We start from the raw sequence: 15,273 nt of genomic DNA on the forward strand, positions 1-15,273 counted from the left end.
TCCCGCCAAAAGGACAGGGCAAGCGACGAAAAGGCCCGGCAACCGCAGCGGGCCGTCCGGGCTGGATGATATGAAGTGACGCGAGAGGGAGGATCAGCGGGCGTCCTCGATCTCCTCGCGGCTTTCCTTGGAGAGCTTGTCGAGCGCGTATTCCACGGTCTTCCCGTTCTCCAGCTTGAAGGTCGCCTTCGTGTCGGTGGAGGAGACCAGCTCGGCCTTGATCTTCTTGCCCTCGGCATTCGTCCACTCGCGCATGCCGCTGGATTTGTCCGCGTCTTTGGTTTCGGCTGCCTTGGCCGGGACACTGGCGGCGGCCTTTTCGACCTCGGCGTCGAGGTTCTTGAAGGCCTTCCGGCTGTCCTCGCCGATCTGCTTGTAGCACATGCCGCCGAGGATCTTGTTGTCGGCTTCCGAGGAGAAGACGGTCACGATCGGGATGACGTTGCCCTTGGTCTTGTAGGTCTCGTAGGTGGCCTGCTTGATGTTTCCGGGCAGCTTGTCCTTCCGGGCCTCGTCCTCGATCACGAGGATGTAGTCCGAGCGCATCTGCTTGAAGATCGCCTCATTCCCGGACTGGCACATCGGGCAGGTGGACTCGGTGTCGGTGACGACCACGGCAATCGGCTTGCCGGTTTCCTTCGATTTCGCCCGGGCCGCCTCATAGTCGGCACCGGTGAATGAACCGCGAGGGGCTTCCGCCGCGAAGGCGGCACCGGCGAGAAGCGTGAAGAGGAGGAATGCTTTTGTCTTCATGTCGTGCAGAATGATATGTTTGAAAACAACGGCGTGTTACGTGAATCGATGATGATTTCTTCGTGAAATCTCGAAAAATCCGGCGATTTCTTTCAGGGGCGTGAAAACCTGCCGGTCGAGTCTGGCCAATGCGAAATGTTGTTGAATGCCGAGCCCTCACATGTTCACAGCATGACATGAGTTGGCGATGCAAGGAGTGCGGGGCGCTGAATGACGATCTCCACCCGAAGTGCTGGAAATGCGGGAGCGGCGGGATTTACCAAGCCGGGCAAGCGGCTGCCGCGAAGAACGGCAAGATCATCCACTGCTCGACGACCGTGGGGATTCCCGGCCGTGAGGTCGCATCGTCCCTAGGCGTGGTCTTCGGGGAAATGGTCCTCGGGACAAGCGTCTTCCGGGACCTGCTGGCCGGTCTTCAGGATCTCGTCGGAGCCAGATCCGGCACCTATGAGAACAAGCTGAAGGAGGGCAGGGACATCGCATTCCGGGAACTCATGCGCGAGGCGGAATCCCTCGGCGCAGACGCCGTGATCGGCATCGACGTGGACTACGAGACCGTCGCCCAGACGATGCTCATGATCTGCGTCTCCGGAACCGCCGTCACCTTGAAGCCTGAGCCGACGGCTGAGAAAATGTGATCGGTATTCTCGATCCGGCAGGCCTTAGATAGCTGCCGGGTCTTGAAATCGCTGCCTTACAAGTTCCCCACGTTCTCGATCACGAATTTCGACCAGCTTTCGAGATTCGGGAGCAGCGGGCCTTGGAGTTCGGCGAGTTCGCTGAAGCAAAGATTCGATAGCGCGTCCTCGCGAGCGGCGACGCGGGTGCTGTCGAGGTCGATCACGTGGACGATGCCGAGGTGGACGCGGCCCACGTCGTTGCTGTCGTCATTGATGAGCGCGGCGATGCGGTTGGTGTGGGCGGTCTCGAAGATGAGTTCTTCATTCAGCTCGCGCTCGACGGCGGCGAAGTAGGCGTCGCGACCGGTGCGGCCGCCGCCGGTGTCCACCGGGTTGATGTGGCCGCCCACGCCCACGGAGAGCTTCGAGTGCAGGCGATCCTCGCCGCCGGACTTTCCGCGGGTGTAGTTCAGGATCGAGGTGCCGCAGCGGATCAGGCAATACGGGATGAGCTGCTTGTGCGTCGGGTCCTCCTCGGCCTCGGCACGATCCATGAAAAGGTGATTCTCCGGGTCGAGCAGCTTTTCCAGCGCCTCCTCCAGCCCGTGCGTGCGGATGCCATGGAAGGTGCCGATGGCATCAAAGAGAGGGCGGGGGACCACGAGGACTTGCTCACCGGCGTATTTCGACATGCCGGGGAGGGTGAAGTTCCCGGCGGGAAGTGCCAAGTTCCAACGCTTGGTAGCGTCGAAGGGATTTCGCCTCCGTCAGCGGATCCCGGCCTCGGTCATCCGCTCGGCCATTTCCGCCTTTTGCAGCTCGGCAGTGAATTCGCTGAGGTCGCCGGCCATGATGCCGGTCAGGTTGTGCGAGGTGTGGCTGATCCGGTGGTCGGTCACCCGGCTCTGCGGGAAATTGTAGGTGCGGATCTTTTCCGAGCGGTCGCCGGAGCCGATCTGGGCGCGGCGGTGGGCGCTGTGTTTCTCCTGCTCCTCGCGCAGCTTCATTTCGTAGAGCCGCGTCCGCATGATCTGGAGCGCGCGCTCCTTGTTCTGCCCCTGCGAACGACCGTCCTCGCAGCGGACGTAGAGGCCGGTGGGCAGGTGGAAGACCTGCACGGCGGACTCGGTCCGGTTCACGTGCTGGCCACCGGCACCACCCGCGCGGCAGACCTCGATGCGGAGGTCGTCCGGCTTCAGCTCCACGTCCACTTCCTCCGCCTCAGGCATCACGGCCACGGTCACGGTGGAGGTGTGGATGCGGCCCTGCGTTTCCGTGGCGGGCACGCGCTGCACGCGATGGACGCCGGACTCGTACTTCAGGATGCGGAAAACCTCATCGCCGGTCACGCGGAGGAAGACTTCCTTGAAGCCTCCGACTTCGGACGGACTGCTGGAGAGGTGCTCGGTCTTCCACCCGCGGGTCTCCGAGTAGCGCTGGTAGAGGCGCAGCAGTTCGGCGGCGAAAAGCGATGCCTCGTCACCTCCGGCTCCGGCGCGGATTTCCACGATCGCGTCGCGGTCCTCATTCGGATCGGCGGGAAGCAAGGCATACTGGATGTCCTCGGAAAGCTGCGCGATTTCCGCCTGCAGGCCAGGGATTTCCTCACGGGCCATCTCGGCCATCTCCGCGTCGTCGCCGCGGGAAAGCTCGTCGTTTTCCTCAAGCTGGCGCTTCGCCGTCCCCAGCCGCTCCCACAGATCCAGCGTCTGCTTGATCTTGCGGTGCTCTCGGACGATCTCGCCGGCTTTCTTCGGGTCGCTGAAGAAAGCTCCGTCCGCCATCATGTCGTCGATCTCGCCGAGACGGCGGCGGCGCTGGTGGATGAGGGCGGAGTAGTCCATGGCTGGAGAGCAGGGTGGGGAGAATCAGGGCACGAAAAAGCCGCAACTCCGTGGAGCTGCGGCTTTGAAAAAGCAATGACGGGAAAGGACTAAGCCTTCGCCGCGGTGCGGGCCTTGCGCACGATGCTGTTCACGGTCTCGGAGACCTGGGCACCGACGCCGATCCACTTGTCGGCCTTCTCGAGGTCGAGCGTGTAGTTCACACCTTCCTTGAGCGGGTCGTAGGTGCCGACTTGCTCGATGTAACGGCCATCGCGGCGCTTGCGGCTGTCGACAGCAACGATCTTGTAGTAGGGACGGTCCTTGGTTCCCTGGCGGTTGAGGCGGAGTGCGACGGCCATGTGCGTGAAATTCGTTCTGAAAGGTCACCTGCCGGGTGGCAGGGGCGGGGAAGCTGCATGACTCACAGCGGCTTGCCAAGTAGAATCTCGGGTAAATTCATCGAGCCGTCTCTTTTGCGGAAACCGAGGAGAGCACCCACTTCTTCTCGATCTTCTTCCACTCCATGTCCAGCCGGAGCATGCCATCGACCGGGCGCTCGCCATTCTGGAGCTCGATGATGGTGTCCACGCTCACCTTGGCTTTGGCAACGTCCCCATTGAGGGTCAGCTCCTCGATCACCGGTGCCTCAAAGGAAATCCGGCGGCTGCCGCGGGCGGCGGCGGTGTAGCTGGCCACCAGGCTGTCCCGGGACTGTGGGCCTTCCACGTATTTATTCGTCTCGTCCGTGCCGTGGATGGTCACATTTGGCGCGAGATAGCCCTCGATGGAGCTGCCGCGGGTGGTGCGGGCGATTTCGCTGGTGGTCTCCTCGACGGCTGCCGATTCGATGAACGAGGTGATGCGTCGGGCGAGCACACGCTCGGGCTGATACCACCACCAGCCGAAGCCACCGGCGAGAACGAGGAAGAGAACCAAGGGCAGGAGGAGTCGGCGCATGGGGCGCAGCATCACGGCGAAATGCGGGATTCGCAAGTCTGCGCGGGACTCCTCTTGTCACCCGTGGCCTGACCGGTATGGTCGCAGGCCCACGCGATGACGCCGCTGCTCCGCAAACTGCTCGGCTTGAACTGGCCGCTCATCCTCACGATGTACGGGCTGCTCGTATTCGGCGTTTTCACGATCGAAAGCGCCGCCCGCCACTTGCCCCAAGGCGGGGAGCACTACGCCAATCTCCAGCGGAACTGGATCGTGATCGGCTCCGTAGCCTACTTCGCTGCCGCCCTGATCGATTACAAATGGATCAAGTGGCTGGCCATTCCCCTGTATGGTGGGGCGCTCGGCCTCTGCGCTGCCTTGTTTGGCAAGGACCGCAGCGAGGTGCACCAGGTGGATGCCGGTCTCCTGAAATTCCAGCCCGCGCCACTGGCCCTGATGGCGGGCATTATCCTGCTGGCCTGGCTGCTGCAGGACCTGCCGCGGCTGGGAAAACGCATCCCGAAGGTCGGCTGGATACTCGAGGAGCCGATCGTGAAGGTGGGCCTCATCGGCCTGCTGACCGGCATTCCCTTCCTGCTGGTGGTCGGCATGGGCGACATGGGCTCGGCGCTCGTGTGGATACCCTTCGCCGCGGTGTGCCTGCTGGTGGCCGGGATACCCTTCCGCTACCTGAGCTGCATGGCGCTGCTGGCGGCGGCTGTCATTCCCATCGCGTATTTCGTGGTGCTGCCGAGCGTCTCGGAGACGGGGACGAAGCGCATCCAGCTCTTCCTCGATATTGCCCAGAACAAGCCCGTGGACATCACCGGCGATGCCTGGGCACCGCACAATATCGCCGTGGCCATCGGGAAATCCGGCTGGTCAGGCGTGGGGTGGAATGCCACCGCTACCGAGGGTTCGCTTCACGACAAGAAATTCGTGCCGTGGGAAACGGCGCACAATGACTACATCTTCCCGGTGATCGCGGAGGAGCAGGGCTTCCGCGGGAGCCTGTTGCTCCTTACCGCCTACGCGTTGCTACTGGTCCTGTGCCTCTTCGTGGGGGCATATGCGAGGGACCCCATGGGACGGATCATCGTCGGCGGTGTGGTGGCCGTCTTCTTCGCCCACATCTTCGAGGGGATCGGCATGTGCGTGCAGCTCATGCCGATCACCGGTATTCCGCTGCCGCTGGTGAGCTACTCCGGCACCTTCGCCGTGATCTGCATGACCATGCTGGGTCTGGTGCAGAGCGTCTGGATCCACCGCGACGTGGACCGCATCCGGGCAGAGGAGGAGGAAGCAGCGGCTGCGCTCAAATCGATTTCCACGCGTTGATCCCGCCTTCCACGTTCACGGCATGGGGGAATCCGGCTTCAGTGAGAAAAGTCACGGCGCGCGCCGAGCGACCACCCGAGCGGCAGTGGACGAGGATTTCCCTGTCCGCCGGGAGCTCGCCGATCCGCTCCGGCAGAGTGGCCAGCGGGATGAGGATGGCGCCGGGGATGGTGCCTTCCGCCTCTTCCTCCGGCTGGCGGACGTCGATGATGTAGGGCGTTTCACCCGCGGCGAGGCGGGCGGCGAGGTCTTGGACGGTGATGGTGAGCATGCCGGGGATGGTGCAGGAGTCTGAGGCGGTGGTTTCGTCGTTCTTGACGGAGAAAACGGAGGGGCTGTCGCCGCACAGGCGGCAGGAGGGATCGCGGCGCAGGCGCAGCGCGCGGAAGCTGGTATTCAGTGCATCGTAGCAAGTCAACTTGCCCAGCGGCGGCTCGCCGATGCCCAGCATCAGCTTGATCGCCTCCATCGCCTGCAGCGAGCCGATCACCCCGGGCAGCACGCCCAGCACGCCCGCCTCCTCGCACGATGGCGCGGCCCCGGGGGCAGGCATCGTCGGCAGCATGCAGCGGTAGCACGGTCCGCCGAGGTGCGGGGCGAAGACCGTCACCTGGCCCTCAAAGCGGAAGATCGAGCCATAGACGCACGGCTTCTTCAGGAAAAAGCATGCGTCATTCGACAGGAAGCGCGTCGGGAAATTGTCGCAGCCGTCCAGCACCACGTCGTAGCGGGAGACGAGGTCCATCGCATTCTCCGGGGTGAAGCGGACGGAGTGGAGCTCCAGCTCCACGTGCGGATTGATCTCGCGCAGGCGGTCCGCCGCGCTCTCCAGCTTCGGCTTTCCGACCCACGACTCGCCGTGAAGGATCTGCCGCTGGAGATTCGAGCGGTCCACGGTGTCCGGATCGATCAGGCCGATCCGCCCGACCCCCGCCGCAGCGAGGTAGAGAGCCGCCGGTGAACCGAGCCCCCCCGTGCCGATCATGAGGACCGAGGCACCCTTCAGCCTGAGCTGGCCCTCCTCGCCTACATTCGGGATCGAAAGATGGCGGGCATAGCGCTGGCGTTCTTCCGGAGTCAGGTCGGGCATCGCGGGGGGAAGGTAGCGACCGGCGGGCCGCTGGCAATGGCCGGGCCACATCTCATTTCGTCAGCCTGCTCAAGCGAACCCTTTCTCCGATCAAGGTAAGGAATTCCTTCGACCCCGAATGATAGCCGATTGGATTCAAGCCCGGATCTTCCAGCAGTTGGCAGCCATCCCCGACATCCCATACTGACATCCCGTTTTCTCCGTCCGTGGAGAAGAGCAGTTCGTCGAAAAACAGGGATGGCCAATCCTTGGCGCGGGGCCACCGAGGCTTTCTCCCGGATGGGCCCGGGAACCAGCCCAACTCCTGTCCTGTAGCGATGTCGAACAGGCAAACACCCGGAAGTAGCCACTCATCATCATTACCCCAGCCCCAAACCGCCAAGGTGGTCCGGTCGATCCAGCACGATGGCCCGTCCCAGAAGTAATCCCGCTGGGCGAGGTTCCGGACGGAGGCTCCGTCTTCGCTCTCCCACGGATTTTCCCCGAGCCACCTTTCGATGCTCCATGTCCGGATGATCCCGGCGGGATGCCAGGCCCAGCCTCCATCTGCGATCCAGCGATTGTCGGGAGAGATCGACAGGCCGCCGTGAAAGTAGTCCAGACCGTGAGGTCGGGCCTTGCCCCCGGTCGTTTTCTCGAATTCGCGCGTCGTAAGCACCTCTCCATTCGAGGGGTCAAAGATGTCGAGCCTGCACCATGCGGTCGCGGACACGAGCAAGGTTCTTCCATCAATCGGTGATCGGAAAAATGTGATCGGAAAGTGGCTTGTCTCAGGCCGGTAGTTTCCTCGATCCAACGATGTGGTGCAGGCTTGCGTGCGAAGGTCGAAGACTCTGCCCATCCTGCCGTGGCTCTCGAATATGGCGACAAACCCTCCGTCCGGCGAGACACGCACACTAATAGCGGGGGACATGGGAAAGCCCAAGTCTCCCGGCTCCAAAATCGTCACGAGTTCCCCTGAATCCGCAGAGAATCGCCCGACCGAGCCCGTGAGGAGCAGTATCCACCAGAACCCGGGTGCCACCGGATCTGGCTGCACGTCGATCCAGGCATCCGTGCTCCCTGAGATTGGAACCTCCTTGTGGGAAAAGGAGAGTCCGGTTTCTGAGGAGCGGACTCCCGGAGTTCCTCGCACGCCGTCCCAGCAGCCTTCATCCTCGATCTCTTTGAGCAACTCATCGGAAGCGGCCTCCATCCGGGTAGGAGGTGAAACGACCTCTTTGCAATTCTCGCAGACCCACCAGCAAGCGATGCCATCTCCAGTGAACCACACATGGAAGTTGTCGGCAGGCGTGGTGTGCAGGTGTGGGCAGACCGAGACGGGGCGAGGGGGGCGCATGACTGCGCGTCTCATTATCCCAACCCGGGATGACTGGAAAGCTTCCGGGTGTCGCGGGTTGGTGGGGATTGCTTGACCCTGTTTCCCGATTTCGTGAAACGAATCGCCATGGCCGAAGTCCGCTCCACCTTTTCCCTCCGTCCGGGCGATTCCGCCCCGGCTTTCCGGCTGCCCGCTCCGGACGGGGCGATGCACGATCTCCAGGAAATCCGCGGGACAGAGGGGCTCTTGGTGATCTTCGCCTGTAATCACTGCCCGTTCGTCATCCACCTCGCCGCCGAGGTTGCCAGCTTGGCGAGGGAGATCGGGGCCTCGGGCGTGAAGACCGTGGCGATTTCCTCGAACGACATCTCGCGCTACCCGCAGGATGCGCCGGAGCACATGTCGAGCTTCGCCACGGAGTATGGCTGGGATTTCCCGTATCTCTTCGATGAGACGCAGGCAGTGGCAAAGGCCTACAGCGCGGCCTGCACGCCGGATTTCTTCCTCTTCGACAGCGAGCTGCGCCTCTACTACTCGGGTCAATTCGACGACTCGCGGCCAAAGTCCGGCACACCGGTGACCGGGGCCGACCTGCGCGCGGCGGTGAAATCGATGCTCGCCGGCGAACCTGCCCCGGAGCGCCCGTATCCCAGCAGCGGATGTAGCATCAAGTGGAAGATCGGCAGCGAGCCCTCGTGGTTTGCCCCGCGCTGAGGGCGCAAAAAAGGCCCGGTCGAGATCCGACCGGGCCGTGATGGTTTTCGCGGGGTTTCAGGCGGCCTTCGATTTCTTGCCTTCGAAGTGCTCTTCGATTTCCTCTAGGGTCTTGCCCTTCGTTTCCGGGAGGAAGAAGGCCGCGGTGATGAAGTAGATCACCGTGCATCCCGCCCAGAAGAAGAACATGGTGGAGTAGCCGTAGCTGCCCACGGTGGGCAGGAAGACCGCGGCGATGGTGGCCGAGACGCCTTGGTTCACCATAAGGGCGATCGACATGCCATTCGAGCGGATGCGGGTAGGCATGAGTTCGGACAGCGCGAGCCACACGCAAACGCCCGGTCCTGAGGCAAAGGAGGCGATGAAAAGGATGAAGCAGCCCGCAACCATCCATCCGGTGCCTTGTCCGGGGATGGCCCCGTATTTCACTGACACGATTTCCAGCGGCTTGCCCTCGGCCTGCGTCATGTCGGCGAAGGGATTCAGGTGCAGCTTGCGGAAGAACTCGCCGATGATGTTGTCCTTGAGTTCATCGTACTTCGGCGGAGTGATCTCGATGACGGCGGGCGTGTGGGAGCCGGTGTGGGCGGCGACGTATTTGACGTTCGTGTAGGGGCCGTATTTGTAGGAGACGACGACCTGGGTGCCATTCGGCGAGGAGGTGGACGGGATGGCGGAGTCGAAGACGGAGGCCAACGCGGGATCGCGGAGATCGAGGCGGAAGCTCCGGTTGGCTTGGTCGAGCGAGGACTCGACCTTCTCGCGGATATCGACGCGCTTGGACTCGATCCCGAGGAAGGTGGTGGCGGCGCCGAGCAGGGCGACGATGATGCCGGCGGTGCCCATCTTGAGGAGGAATGTGCGACCCTTCTTGTCCACCAGTGCGACGGCGACGACGGTCATCACGCAGTTGACGATTGTGAGGAGCACATTGCCCTGGTTGCCGATTTTTCCTGTGAGGCCGGCCTGTTGGAAGATGTTCACCGCGTAGGCGAGCACCGAGTTGACCCCGGTGGCCTGGGTGCAGGCGAGGGTGATGAGGGCCAGTACGAAGGGCAGGACGTACTTCCGCTGGAGGAGGGAATCGGTGGGGGAGGTGCTGCGCTTGTCGGTGGCGGTGGCATCGGCTTGCTTCATTTCCTCTAGGATGACCTGGGCACCCTGCTGCCCGCTGGAGCGGGTGAGGGCGGCGAGGGCGTCATCCTTGCGGCCCTTGCGGAACAGCCAGCGTGGCGACTCCGAGACAAAGAAGGCCCCGACGAGGAAGGCAATGCCGGGAGCGATCGAGACCCAGAAGATCATGCGCCAGGCATTGTCCTTCGCGGAGAAAATGGTAGCCGGATCAATGCCGACGATTTCCTCGAGCTTGCCGACTTGGCTGGCAAAAAAGAGTCCGATGAAGGCGGAGGCAACCAGCCCGACGGTGAGCATGAGCTGGAACATGCCGGTGCCCTTGCCCCGGGAATTCGCGCCGAGGCACTCCGCCAGATAGAGAGGGATAACCACGCCGATGAGGCCGCCGCTGATACCCTGCAGGAGGCGACCGGCAATCAGCATATTGATCCCTTGGGAGAGGGTGATGATGGGGATGCTCGCCACGAAAAGCACCGCGCTGAGGAGCATGATGGCCTTCCGGCCGAAAAGATCTGCCAGCAGCCCGGCGAAGAGGGATGAGAAGAAACTACCGAGCAAAACGGCCGCGACCACGGTGGAAAGCTGGCCCGGTGTGTAGCCGGAGGTCGCCTCCAGATAGGGCAGGGCACCCGCAATGATCCCGACATCGATGCCGTAGAGGAGGCCCCCGAGCCCTGCGATCAAGAGCAGGTATTTGTTGTAAAAGGTCGGACTACCGGTCGTCGGGGTATTTTGTGCCATGGGAGCAGGGATGCTCACTGGAAACTAGGGCCGCATCGGAGCCCGACAATCCTGAAAAAGCGCGGGAAAATGGCGTTTTTGCGCATGGGGGAAGGCTCGCTTTCAATGATGGCGCGGGTTTTGGCAGAGAATCCCTTGGCAAACTTGGTGAAACGCGTGCTATGGTCTCACACCCGTGGACGCACTGATTCATCATCTGGAACGGAAGGAGGAGCTCTCGCCCCGCGAGATCACCGTGGCTGCCGAGCTCTTGCTCGATCCCAATGCGCCTGATGAAAAGAAGGCGGCCCTCCTTGAAAACCTGTCGAAGAAGGGCGAGACGCCCGCCGAGATCGCGGGCTTCGTCGAGGCCTTCCTCGAGCACGCCGTCGATCCCCATGTCGGGCTGCTGGATCTGGAAGGACCGACCATCGATGTCTGCGGGACGGGCGGCGACAAGCTGAACCTCTTCAACGTGTCCACCACGGCGATGTTCGTCGTGGCCGCGACCGGAGCGGTGGTGCTGAAGCACGGCAACCGCGGCATCACCTCGAAGAGCGGCGGCGCGGACGTGCTGGAAGCGCTCGGCATCCGCATCGATCTCCCGCCGGAAGGCTTCCGCGACTGTCTGGAAAAGGCGGGTGTCGGCTTCCTCTTTGCACCGAATTATCACCCCGCCTTCAAGGCCGTGGTGAATGTCCGCAAACAGCTCGCGGAGAAGGGTGTGCGGACCATTTTCAATCTCATCGGCCCGCTGATGAATCCGGCCAAGCCGCAGTGCCAGCTTGTCGGTGTCTTCGACCGCGAGATGTGCCCGGCCTTCGCCGAGATCCTCCAGCGGCTCGGTCGCGAGAGCGCATGGGCCGTGCACGGCACTACCGGCGACGGTCGTTGTGTCGATGAGGTCAGTCTTCTCGGCTCGACCCGTATCTGCAAGGCAGGGCTTTATCAGGATCTGCAGGATGAGGAAGTCCGCCCGCGCGACTTCGGCATGAAGCACGCCGAGGTGGAGGAACTCCAGGGCGGCGACGCGGAAGTGAATGCCGCTATCTTGGAAAGCATCCTCACCGGCAAGGACACCGGCCCGAAGCGCGACATGGTGCTGCTCAATGCCGGCACCGCCATCGCCTGCTGCGGCCTCTCCGACGATATCGGCGACGGCATCGAGATCGCACGCAAGTTGATCGATGATGGCAGCGCACTTGATCGCCTGCGTCTCTTCCATGACGTGGCGAAAAAAGCGTAACGAGGGTAAGGGGGAAAAGTGGCTGCGGCATCCTGCCGCAAGCCTCTGCGCCTGCCCGTGGAAGGTTTGCGGCAGGATGCCGCAGCCACTTTTTGGCTCACCTTCTTCGTAGCCCGTAGGAGGGATGACGGCGGTCATGGCGAATCACCAAGATCCGAGTTACATCCAAGTGCTCATCAAACAGAATGTGGTAGGGGAACTTCCGTAGGTTTGCCCGCCGCAGTCCTGAGTCGTCGAAATGGAATTGTGTCGGTGCCGATTCAATCATGTCCAGCGTAGCGTCCAGTTCGTGCCAGAAGCGCGTAACCAATTCTCCGGAAATCGATGAATAGGTATCCGCGATTTTGCGGGCATCCTTTGCGGCGAGAGGATGGATGCTTAATTCCATTCCTGCCGACACTCAGCGACCGCACGCCTTCCTGAATTCTTCCCTGCTCAACCCCGAGACTGCACCCGACACGAGTTCGTCACGGCGGCGCAGGGCTTCCTCGTCTGTGACGTGATGAGGGGCATCCTCTAGCCCGTCCAAAAGAAACACCGCCAGTTCCGCCCGCTCCTCGAGGGAGAGTCGGGATGCTGCCTGCCGGATGTCGCTGACCTGTGACATGGGACATCGATAGCATCATTGGATTTGCTCTGCCAGATCGGAATTCGATCCGAGAGCGTAGCATTCAGCGGTAGCCCGATCACCACCCTGTCCGAGGACGCAAGCACGTCACGCATTCCAGCGATGTAGGTGCAGAAGCTTGTTGCAATATATTGCACTCACACACCGGCAGGGCTCTGCCCGGCGCGCGAAGTCGTTGCGATTCAGTCCGGGCATCGTGCTGGATGCCGGTTGGTTGCGGGGCGAATAATCTACCGGTAGCTCACAAATTGCGCGTCGATTGCCAGAAGTGCAGAGCGAGCATGATAACCCCAATGAATGACGTAGGAATCTACCCACGTGGCGACCGCCTCATCGATATGCCCTGATTGGTAAGCTTGTAGGCCTTCCCAAAGATCTGCATAAATGTCGGCGAAGTCAGCGTGTAGATCTCCCGTTACCGGTTCGTCGGTCGAATCGAGATCCAGTGGGTCAAAGACCACCCGATAGTATTTGAAAGGTAGATCTCCGAATCGAGCAAGGTCCTCGACCCATGCGGGGTGGCCACGCCGAGGGAATTCCAATTCGGTGTCACCTGAATAGCGGAGGTGTTTCACCTCGGCAATCAGCGCCATGAGATCGAGCAAGTTCCGGCGAGCGTCCGCAAGCGTATGATGATCACCCTCGGCCCAAAGGCAAAAACGTTCGACCGTTTTTCCGAACTTGGTGCTTGGATCCATGGCTTCCTAACGTTTGTTCTTCGGCAGCTTCAACCAAGCTTCCATATCTAACAGCGACTTCGTGTTCACTACGTCCTCGCGGCGCAGCCAGCCCTTCCTCGCGACGCTCGCGCCGAAGCGGAGGAACTGGAGCTGGTTCACCGAGTGGGCGTCGGGATTGATGGAGCAGAGCACGCCCTTGTCGCGGGCGCGGTGCCACCAGCGCCAGTCCATGTCGAAGCGCTTCGGGTTGCAATTCAGCTCGATGACGGTGCGCGTCTCCGCGGCGCAGTCGATGATCTTCTCGTGATTCACCGCATAGCCATCTCGGCGGAGGAGCAGGCGGCCGGTGAGGTGGCCGAGCATGGTGATGTGGGGATTCTCCATCGCCCGGATGATCCGCTTGGTCATCTCGTCCTCGTCCAGCGTGAGTGCGTTGTGGACCGATGCCACGGCGTAGTCGAGCGTGGCCAGCAGGTCGTCTTCGAAGTCGAGTTCGCCGCTTTTCAGGATGTCCACCTCGGAGCCCGCGAAGAGCCGGAAGTGCTCGCCACCGTGCTCGCGGTTCCACTCGGCGATGGTCCCGACCTGCGCGGCCAGCCGCTCGACGCTCAGGCCATTTGCCTGCGGCGAGGACTTCGAGTGATCGGCGATGCCCAAGTACTGCAACCCTAGTTCCCGCGCGCCCTCGGCCATCGCGTGGAGCGATGCCTTGCCGTCGGATTCCGTGGTGTGGTTGTGAAAGGTGCCGCGCAGGTTTTCCCATTCCAGAAGACGCGGCAGCTTGCCCTCATCCGCGGCCTCGATCTCGCCGCGGTTTTCACGCAGCTCGGGCGGCACGAAGTCGAGCCCCAGCGCCCGGTAGATGTCCGCCTCGTCGTGGATATTGGACGGCACGTTCTCGCCGGTGAAGGCATACTCGTTGAGCGACCAGCCTTTCTTCAGCGCACGAGAGCGGATGGCCACGTTGTGCTCCTTGCTGCCGGTGAAGTAGAAGAGCGCGAAGGGATACTGCTCGTTCGAGACCGCGCGCAGGTCGCACTGCATGCCGCTCTCCAGACGGATCGAGCACTTCGTGTCGCCCTGTGCGATGACTTCCTTGGCGAACTCCTGCGTCGCGAAAAAGGCCGTCAGCTCCGCGGGTTTCGGCGTGGCGACGATGAAATCGAGGTCATGCACGACTTCCTTCGACCGCCGGGTCGAGCCCGCCACGGATGCCCGCAGGACCTCCGGGTGCATGCGCAGGATCTCGAGAATTTCCTCCGATGCCTGGATCGCCACGTCGAGCCGGAATGCCTCGGCGGCCTGTTCCCTGCGGGCGAGCGATTCGAGGATCTTCGCCTGCGTCTTCGCGCCGAATCCGCTGAGGCCCGCCACCGTGCCCGCCTCGCAGGCGGCCTTGAGGGAGGCGAGCGAGTCCACTTTCAGCTCGCGATTCAGTATCGCTATCTTTTTCGGCCCCAGTCCGTCGAGGTCGAAGAGATCGAAAAAGGAATCCGGATAGCCGACTCGCAGCTTCTTGTGAAATTCCAGCTCACCGGTCGTCGCCAGCTCGTGCAGCTTGTCCCGCAGCGCCTCGCCCAGTCCCTTGATGCCCTCCAGCTTGTTGTCGCGGGCCAGCGCGACGATGTCGCCGTCGTAGCCGGAGACCACCTCGGCCCCTTGGCGGTAGGCGCGGATCTTGAAGGGATTCTCGCCTTGGATTTCCAGCAGCAGGGCGATTTCTTCCAAGACTTCGACCAGGCGCTCGCGGGTGACGGACATGCCGTCAGGCTAGGAAGCCGGAGCAGGCGGGACAGCCGAAAATTCGGTCTTCATCATCCTCATGACCCGCTCACGTGGGGAAGCAGCCGCCACGCCTGCACCGAGGCGATCACGTAAATTGCCGCCAGCACCGCTCCCACCAGCGCCCCGGTGAGAAAGGTCTCCCGTTTTGAGAAGATGTCCGGCCGCCGCTGTTCCAGCACGATGGTCGCGATGATCCACGCCGCAGGAATCCCGAAAGCCAGAGGCCCCCATTCGCGGATGAAGGCGGGCAGGGCCGGCCAGTCCTGCGTCGGCTCCGGGTAGCCTGCCGAGCGCAGCAGCACCACGGAAACGATGCTTCCCACCTGGATCACGGCGCATTGCACCGCTGCCAGAGCTCCCTGCACCGCGTATTCCCGGATGTCCATAAGCATCGATTCTCCGCGCGGCTTGCCGGGTAGGAAAGGGGATTTGCCGGGTGGATTTACGAGTGTGACGTTCCTGTCACCGGAGAGAACCACTTT

The 15,273-nt window shown here is 62.4% G+C and carries 17 protein-coding genes; 4 read left to right on the plus strand and 13 right to left on the minus strand.

Annotation, left to right across the window (positions count from 1 at the left end):
• Positions 1-93: 93 nt before the first annotated feature.
• Positions 94-753 carry a thioredoxin domain-containing protein gene (locus OKA04_RS18925; protein ID WP_264502772.1) on the minus strand — a complete coding sequence of 220 codons (660 nt, stop codon included), beginning with the start codon at positions 751-753 and terminating at the stop codon, positions 94-96.
• 176 nt (positions 754-929) lie between these two features.
• Between OKA04_RS18925 and OKA04_RS18930 the strand changes: the two genes are divergently transcribed.
• Positions 930-1,391, plus strand: a complete 462-nt coding sequence (locus OKA04_RS18930) for a YbjQ family protein (RefSeq protein ID WP_264502773.1) — start codon at positions 930-932, stop codon at positions 1,389-1,391.
• 56 nt (positions 1,392-1,447) lie between these two features.
• Here the strand turns inward: OKA04_RS18930 and OKA04_RS18935 are convergent, their stop codons facing one another.
• From OKA04_RS18935 to OKA04_RS18950, 4 genes are all read right to left on the minus strand, one after another.
• On the minus strand, positions 1,448-2,065 hold the full coding sequence (locus tag OKA04_RS18935; protein ID WP_264502774.1) for a hypothetical protein: 618 nt from the start codon (positions 2,063-2,065) through the stop codon (positions 1,448-1,450).
• Positions 2,066-2,140: 75 nt separating this feature from the next.
• Complete coding sequence (prfA, locus tag OKA04_RS18940) at positions 2,141-3,217, minus strand: peptide chain release factor 1 (protein ID WP_264502775.1); 1,077 nt, start codon at positions 3,215-3,217, stop codon at positions 2,141-2,143.
• 89 nt (positions 3,218-3,306) lie between these two features.
• Entirely contained in the window at positions 3,307-3,558 is a 252-nt protein-coding gene (rpsP, locus tag OKA04_RS18945) for a 30S ribosomal protein S16 (RefSeq protein ID WP_264502776.1), read from the minus strand.
• 97 nt (positions 3,559-3,655) lie between these two features.
• The gene (locus OKA04_RS18950; protein ID WP_264502777.1) at positions 3,656-4,156 is read right to left on the minus strand and encodes a hypothetical protein; all 501 of its coding nucleotides are present in this window, start codon (positions 4,154-4,156) and stop codon (positions 3,656-3,658) included.
• A gap of 96 nt (positions 4,157-4,252) precedes the next feature.
• Between OKA04_RS18950 and OKA04_RS18955 the strand changes: the two genes are divergently transcribed.
• Positions 4,253-5,473 carry an FtsW/RodA/SpoVE family cell cycle protein gene (locus tag OKA04_RS18955; RefSeq protein WP_264502778.1) on the plus strand — a complete coding sequence of 407 codons (1,221 nt, stop codon included), beginning with the start codon at positions 4,253-4,255 and terminating at the stop codon, positions 5,471-5,473.
• Here OKA04_RS18955 and moeB read toward each other — a convergent pair.
• Both moeB and OKA04_RS18965 read right to left on the minus strand, forming a co-directional pair.
• Positions 5,451-6,563, minus strand: a complete 1,113-nt coding sequence (gene moeB / locus OKA04_RS18960; protein WP_264502779.1) for a molybdopterin-synthase adenylyltransferase MoeB — start codon at positions 6,561-6,563, stop codon at positions 5,451-5,453. The two genes, OKA04_RS18955 and moeB, sit on opposite strands and share 23 nt — an antisense overlap.
• Positions 6,564-6,615: 52 nt before the next feature.
• Positions 6,616-7,758: a WD40 repeat domain-containing protein gene (locus OKA04_RS18965; protein ID WP_264502780.1), complete on the minus strand. Its 1,143-nt coding sequence runs from the start codon at positions 7,756-7,758 to the stop codon at positions 6,616-6,618.
• 237 nt (positions 7,759-7,995) lie between these two features.
• Here OKA04_RS18965 and OKA04_RS18970 point away from each other — a divergent pair, with 237 nt between their 5' ends.
• A complete protein-coding gene (locus OKA04_RS18970) occupies positions 7,996-8,598 on the plus strand; it encodes a thioredoxin family protein (protein WP_264502781.1) in 603 nt (200 codons plus the stop codon).
• Between the two features lie 57 nt (positions 8,599-8,655).
• Here the strand turns inward: OKA04_RS18970 and OKA04_RS18975 are convergent, their stop codons facing one another.
• On the minus strand, positions 8,656-10,473 hold the full coding sequence (locus OKA04_RS18975) for an MFS transporter (protein WP_264502782.1): 1,818 nt from the start codon (positions 10,471-10,473) through the stop codon (positions 8,656-8,658).
• Between the two features lie 175 nt (positions 10,474-10,648).
• Here OKA04_RS18975 and trpD point away from each other — a divergent pair, with 175 nt between their 5' ends.
• Positions 10,649-11,698 (plus strand): anthranilate phosphoribosyltransferase, encoded by a 1,050-nt coding sequence (gene trpD, locus OKA04_RS18980; protein WP_264502783.1) that lies wholly within the window; start codon positions 10,649-10,651, stop codon positions 11,696-11,698.
• A 97-nt stretch (positions 11,699-11,795) separates the two neighbouring features.
• Here trpD and OKA04_RS18985 read toward each other — a convergent pair whose 3' ends face one another.
• The 5 genes from OKA04_RS18985 to OKA04_RS19005 all read right to left on the minus strand — a co-directional run bounded on the left by OKA04_RS18985 (position 11,796) and on the right by OKA04_RS19005 (position 15,177).
• A complete protein-coding gene (locus OKA04_RS18985; protein ID WP_264502784.1) occupies positions 11,796-12,086 on the minus strand; it encodes a type II toxin-antitoxin system RelE/ParE family toxin in 291 nt (96 codons plus the stop codon).
• 12 nt (positions 12,087-12,098) lie between these two features.
• On the minus strand, positions 12,099-12,305 hold the full coding sequence (locus OKA04_RS18990; RefSeq protein ID WP_264502785.1) for an addiction module protein: 207 nt from the start codon (positions 12,303-12,305) through the stop codon (positions 12,099-12,101).
• A gap of 251 nt (positions 12,306-12,556) precedes the next feature.
• Positions 12,557-13,024 (minus strand): DUF5063 domain-containing protein, encoded by a 468-nt coding sequence (locus OKA04_RS18995; protein ID WP_264502786.1) that lies wholly within the window; start codon positions 13,022-13,024, stop codon positions 12,557-12,559.
• A gap of 6 nt (positions 13,025-13,030) precedes the next feature.
• The gene (gene polX, locus OKA04_RS19000; RefSeq protein ID WP_264502787.1) at positions 13,031-14,767 is read right to left on the minus strand and encodes a DNA polymerase/3'-5' exonuclease PolX; all 1,737 of its coding nucleotides are present in this window, start codon (positions 14,765-14,767) and stop codon (positions 13,031-13,033) included.
• A gap of 59 nt (positions 14,768-14,826) precedes the next feature.
• Positions 14,827-15,177 carry a hypothetical protein gene (locus OKA04_RS19005; RefSeq protein ID WP_264502788.1) on the minus strand — a complete coding sequence of 117 codons (351 nt, stop codon included), beginning with the start codon at positions 15,175-15,177 and terminating at the stop codon, positions 14,827-14,829.
• Positions 15,178-15,273: the final 96 nt, after the last annotated feature.

The organism is Luteolibacter flavescens (genome assembly GCF_025950085.1).
Classification (GTDB): domain Bacteria; phylum Verrucomicrobiota; class Verrucomicrobiia; order Verrucomicrobiales; family Akkermansiaceae; genus Haloferula; species Haloferula flavescens.

Bases quoted from the DNA above. Each gene is read 5' to 3' on its own strand.
- polX (WP_264502787.1), bottom strand. From the start codon at position 14,767: ATGTCCGTCACCCGCGAGCGCCTGGTCGAAGTCTTGGAAGAAATCGCC.
- OKA04_RS18950 (WP_264502777.1), bottom strand. From the start codon at position 4,156: ATGCGCCGACTCCTCCTGCCCTTGGTTCTCTTCCTCGTTCTCGCCGGT.
- OKA04_RS18965 (WP_264502780.1), bottom strand. From the start codon at position 7,758: ATGGAGGCCGCTTCCGATGAGTTGCTCAAAGAGATCGAGGATGAAGGC.
- OKA04_RS18975 (WP_264502782.1), bottom strand. From the start codon at position 10,473: ATGGCACAAAATACCCCGACGACCGGTAGTCCGACCTTTTACAACAAA.
- OKA04_RS18930 (WP_264502773.1), top strand. From the start codon at position 930: ATGAGTTGGCGATGCAAGGAGTGCGGGGCGCTGAATGACGATCTCCAC.
- prfA (WP_264502775.1), bottom strand. From the start codon at position 3,217: ATGGACTACTCCGCCCTCATCCACCAGCGCCGCCGCCGTCTCGGCGAG.
- moeB (WP_264502779.1), bottom strand. From the start codon at position 6,563: ATGCCCGACCTGACTCCGGAAGAACGCCAGCGCTATGCCCGCCATCTT.
- OKA04_RS18935 (WP_264502774.1), bottom strand. From the start codon at position 2,065: ATGTCGAAATACGCCGGTGAGCAAGTCCTCGTGGTCCCCCGCCCTCTC.
- OKA04_RS18985 (WP_264502784.1), bottom strand. From the start codon at position 12,086: ATGGAATTAAGCATCCATCCTCTCGCCGCAAAGGATGCCCGCAAAATC.
- OKA04_RS18955 (WP_264502778.1), top strand. From the start codon at position 4,253: ATGACGCCGCTGCTCCGCAAACTGCTCGGCTTGAACTGGCCGCTCATC.
- OKA04_RS18995 (WP_264502786.1), bottom strand. From the start codon at position 13,024: ATGGATCCAAGCACCAAGTTCGGAAAAACGGTCGAACGTTTTTGCCTT.
- rpsP (WP_264502776.1), bottom strand. From the start codon at position 3,558: ATGGCCGTCGCACTCCGCCTCAACCGCCAGGGAACCAAGGACCGTCCC.
- OKA04_RS18990 (WP_264502785.1), bottom strand. From the start codon at position 12,305: ATGTCACAGGTCAGCGACATCCGGCAGGCAGCATCCCGACTCTCCCTC.
- OKA04_RS18925 (WP_264502772.1), bottom strand. From the start codon at position 753: ATGAAGACAAAAGCATTCCTCCTCTTCACGCTTCTCGCCGGTGCCGCC.
- OKA04_RS19005 (WP_264502788.1), bottom strand. From the start codon at position 15,177: ATGGACATCCGGGAATACGCGGTGCAGGGAGCTCTGGCAGCGGTGCAA.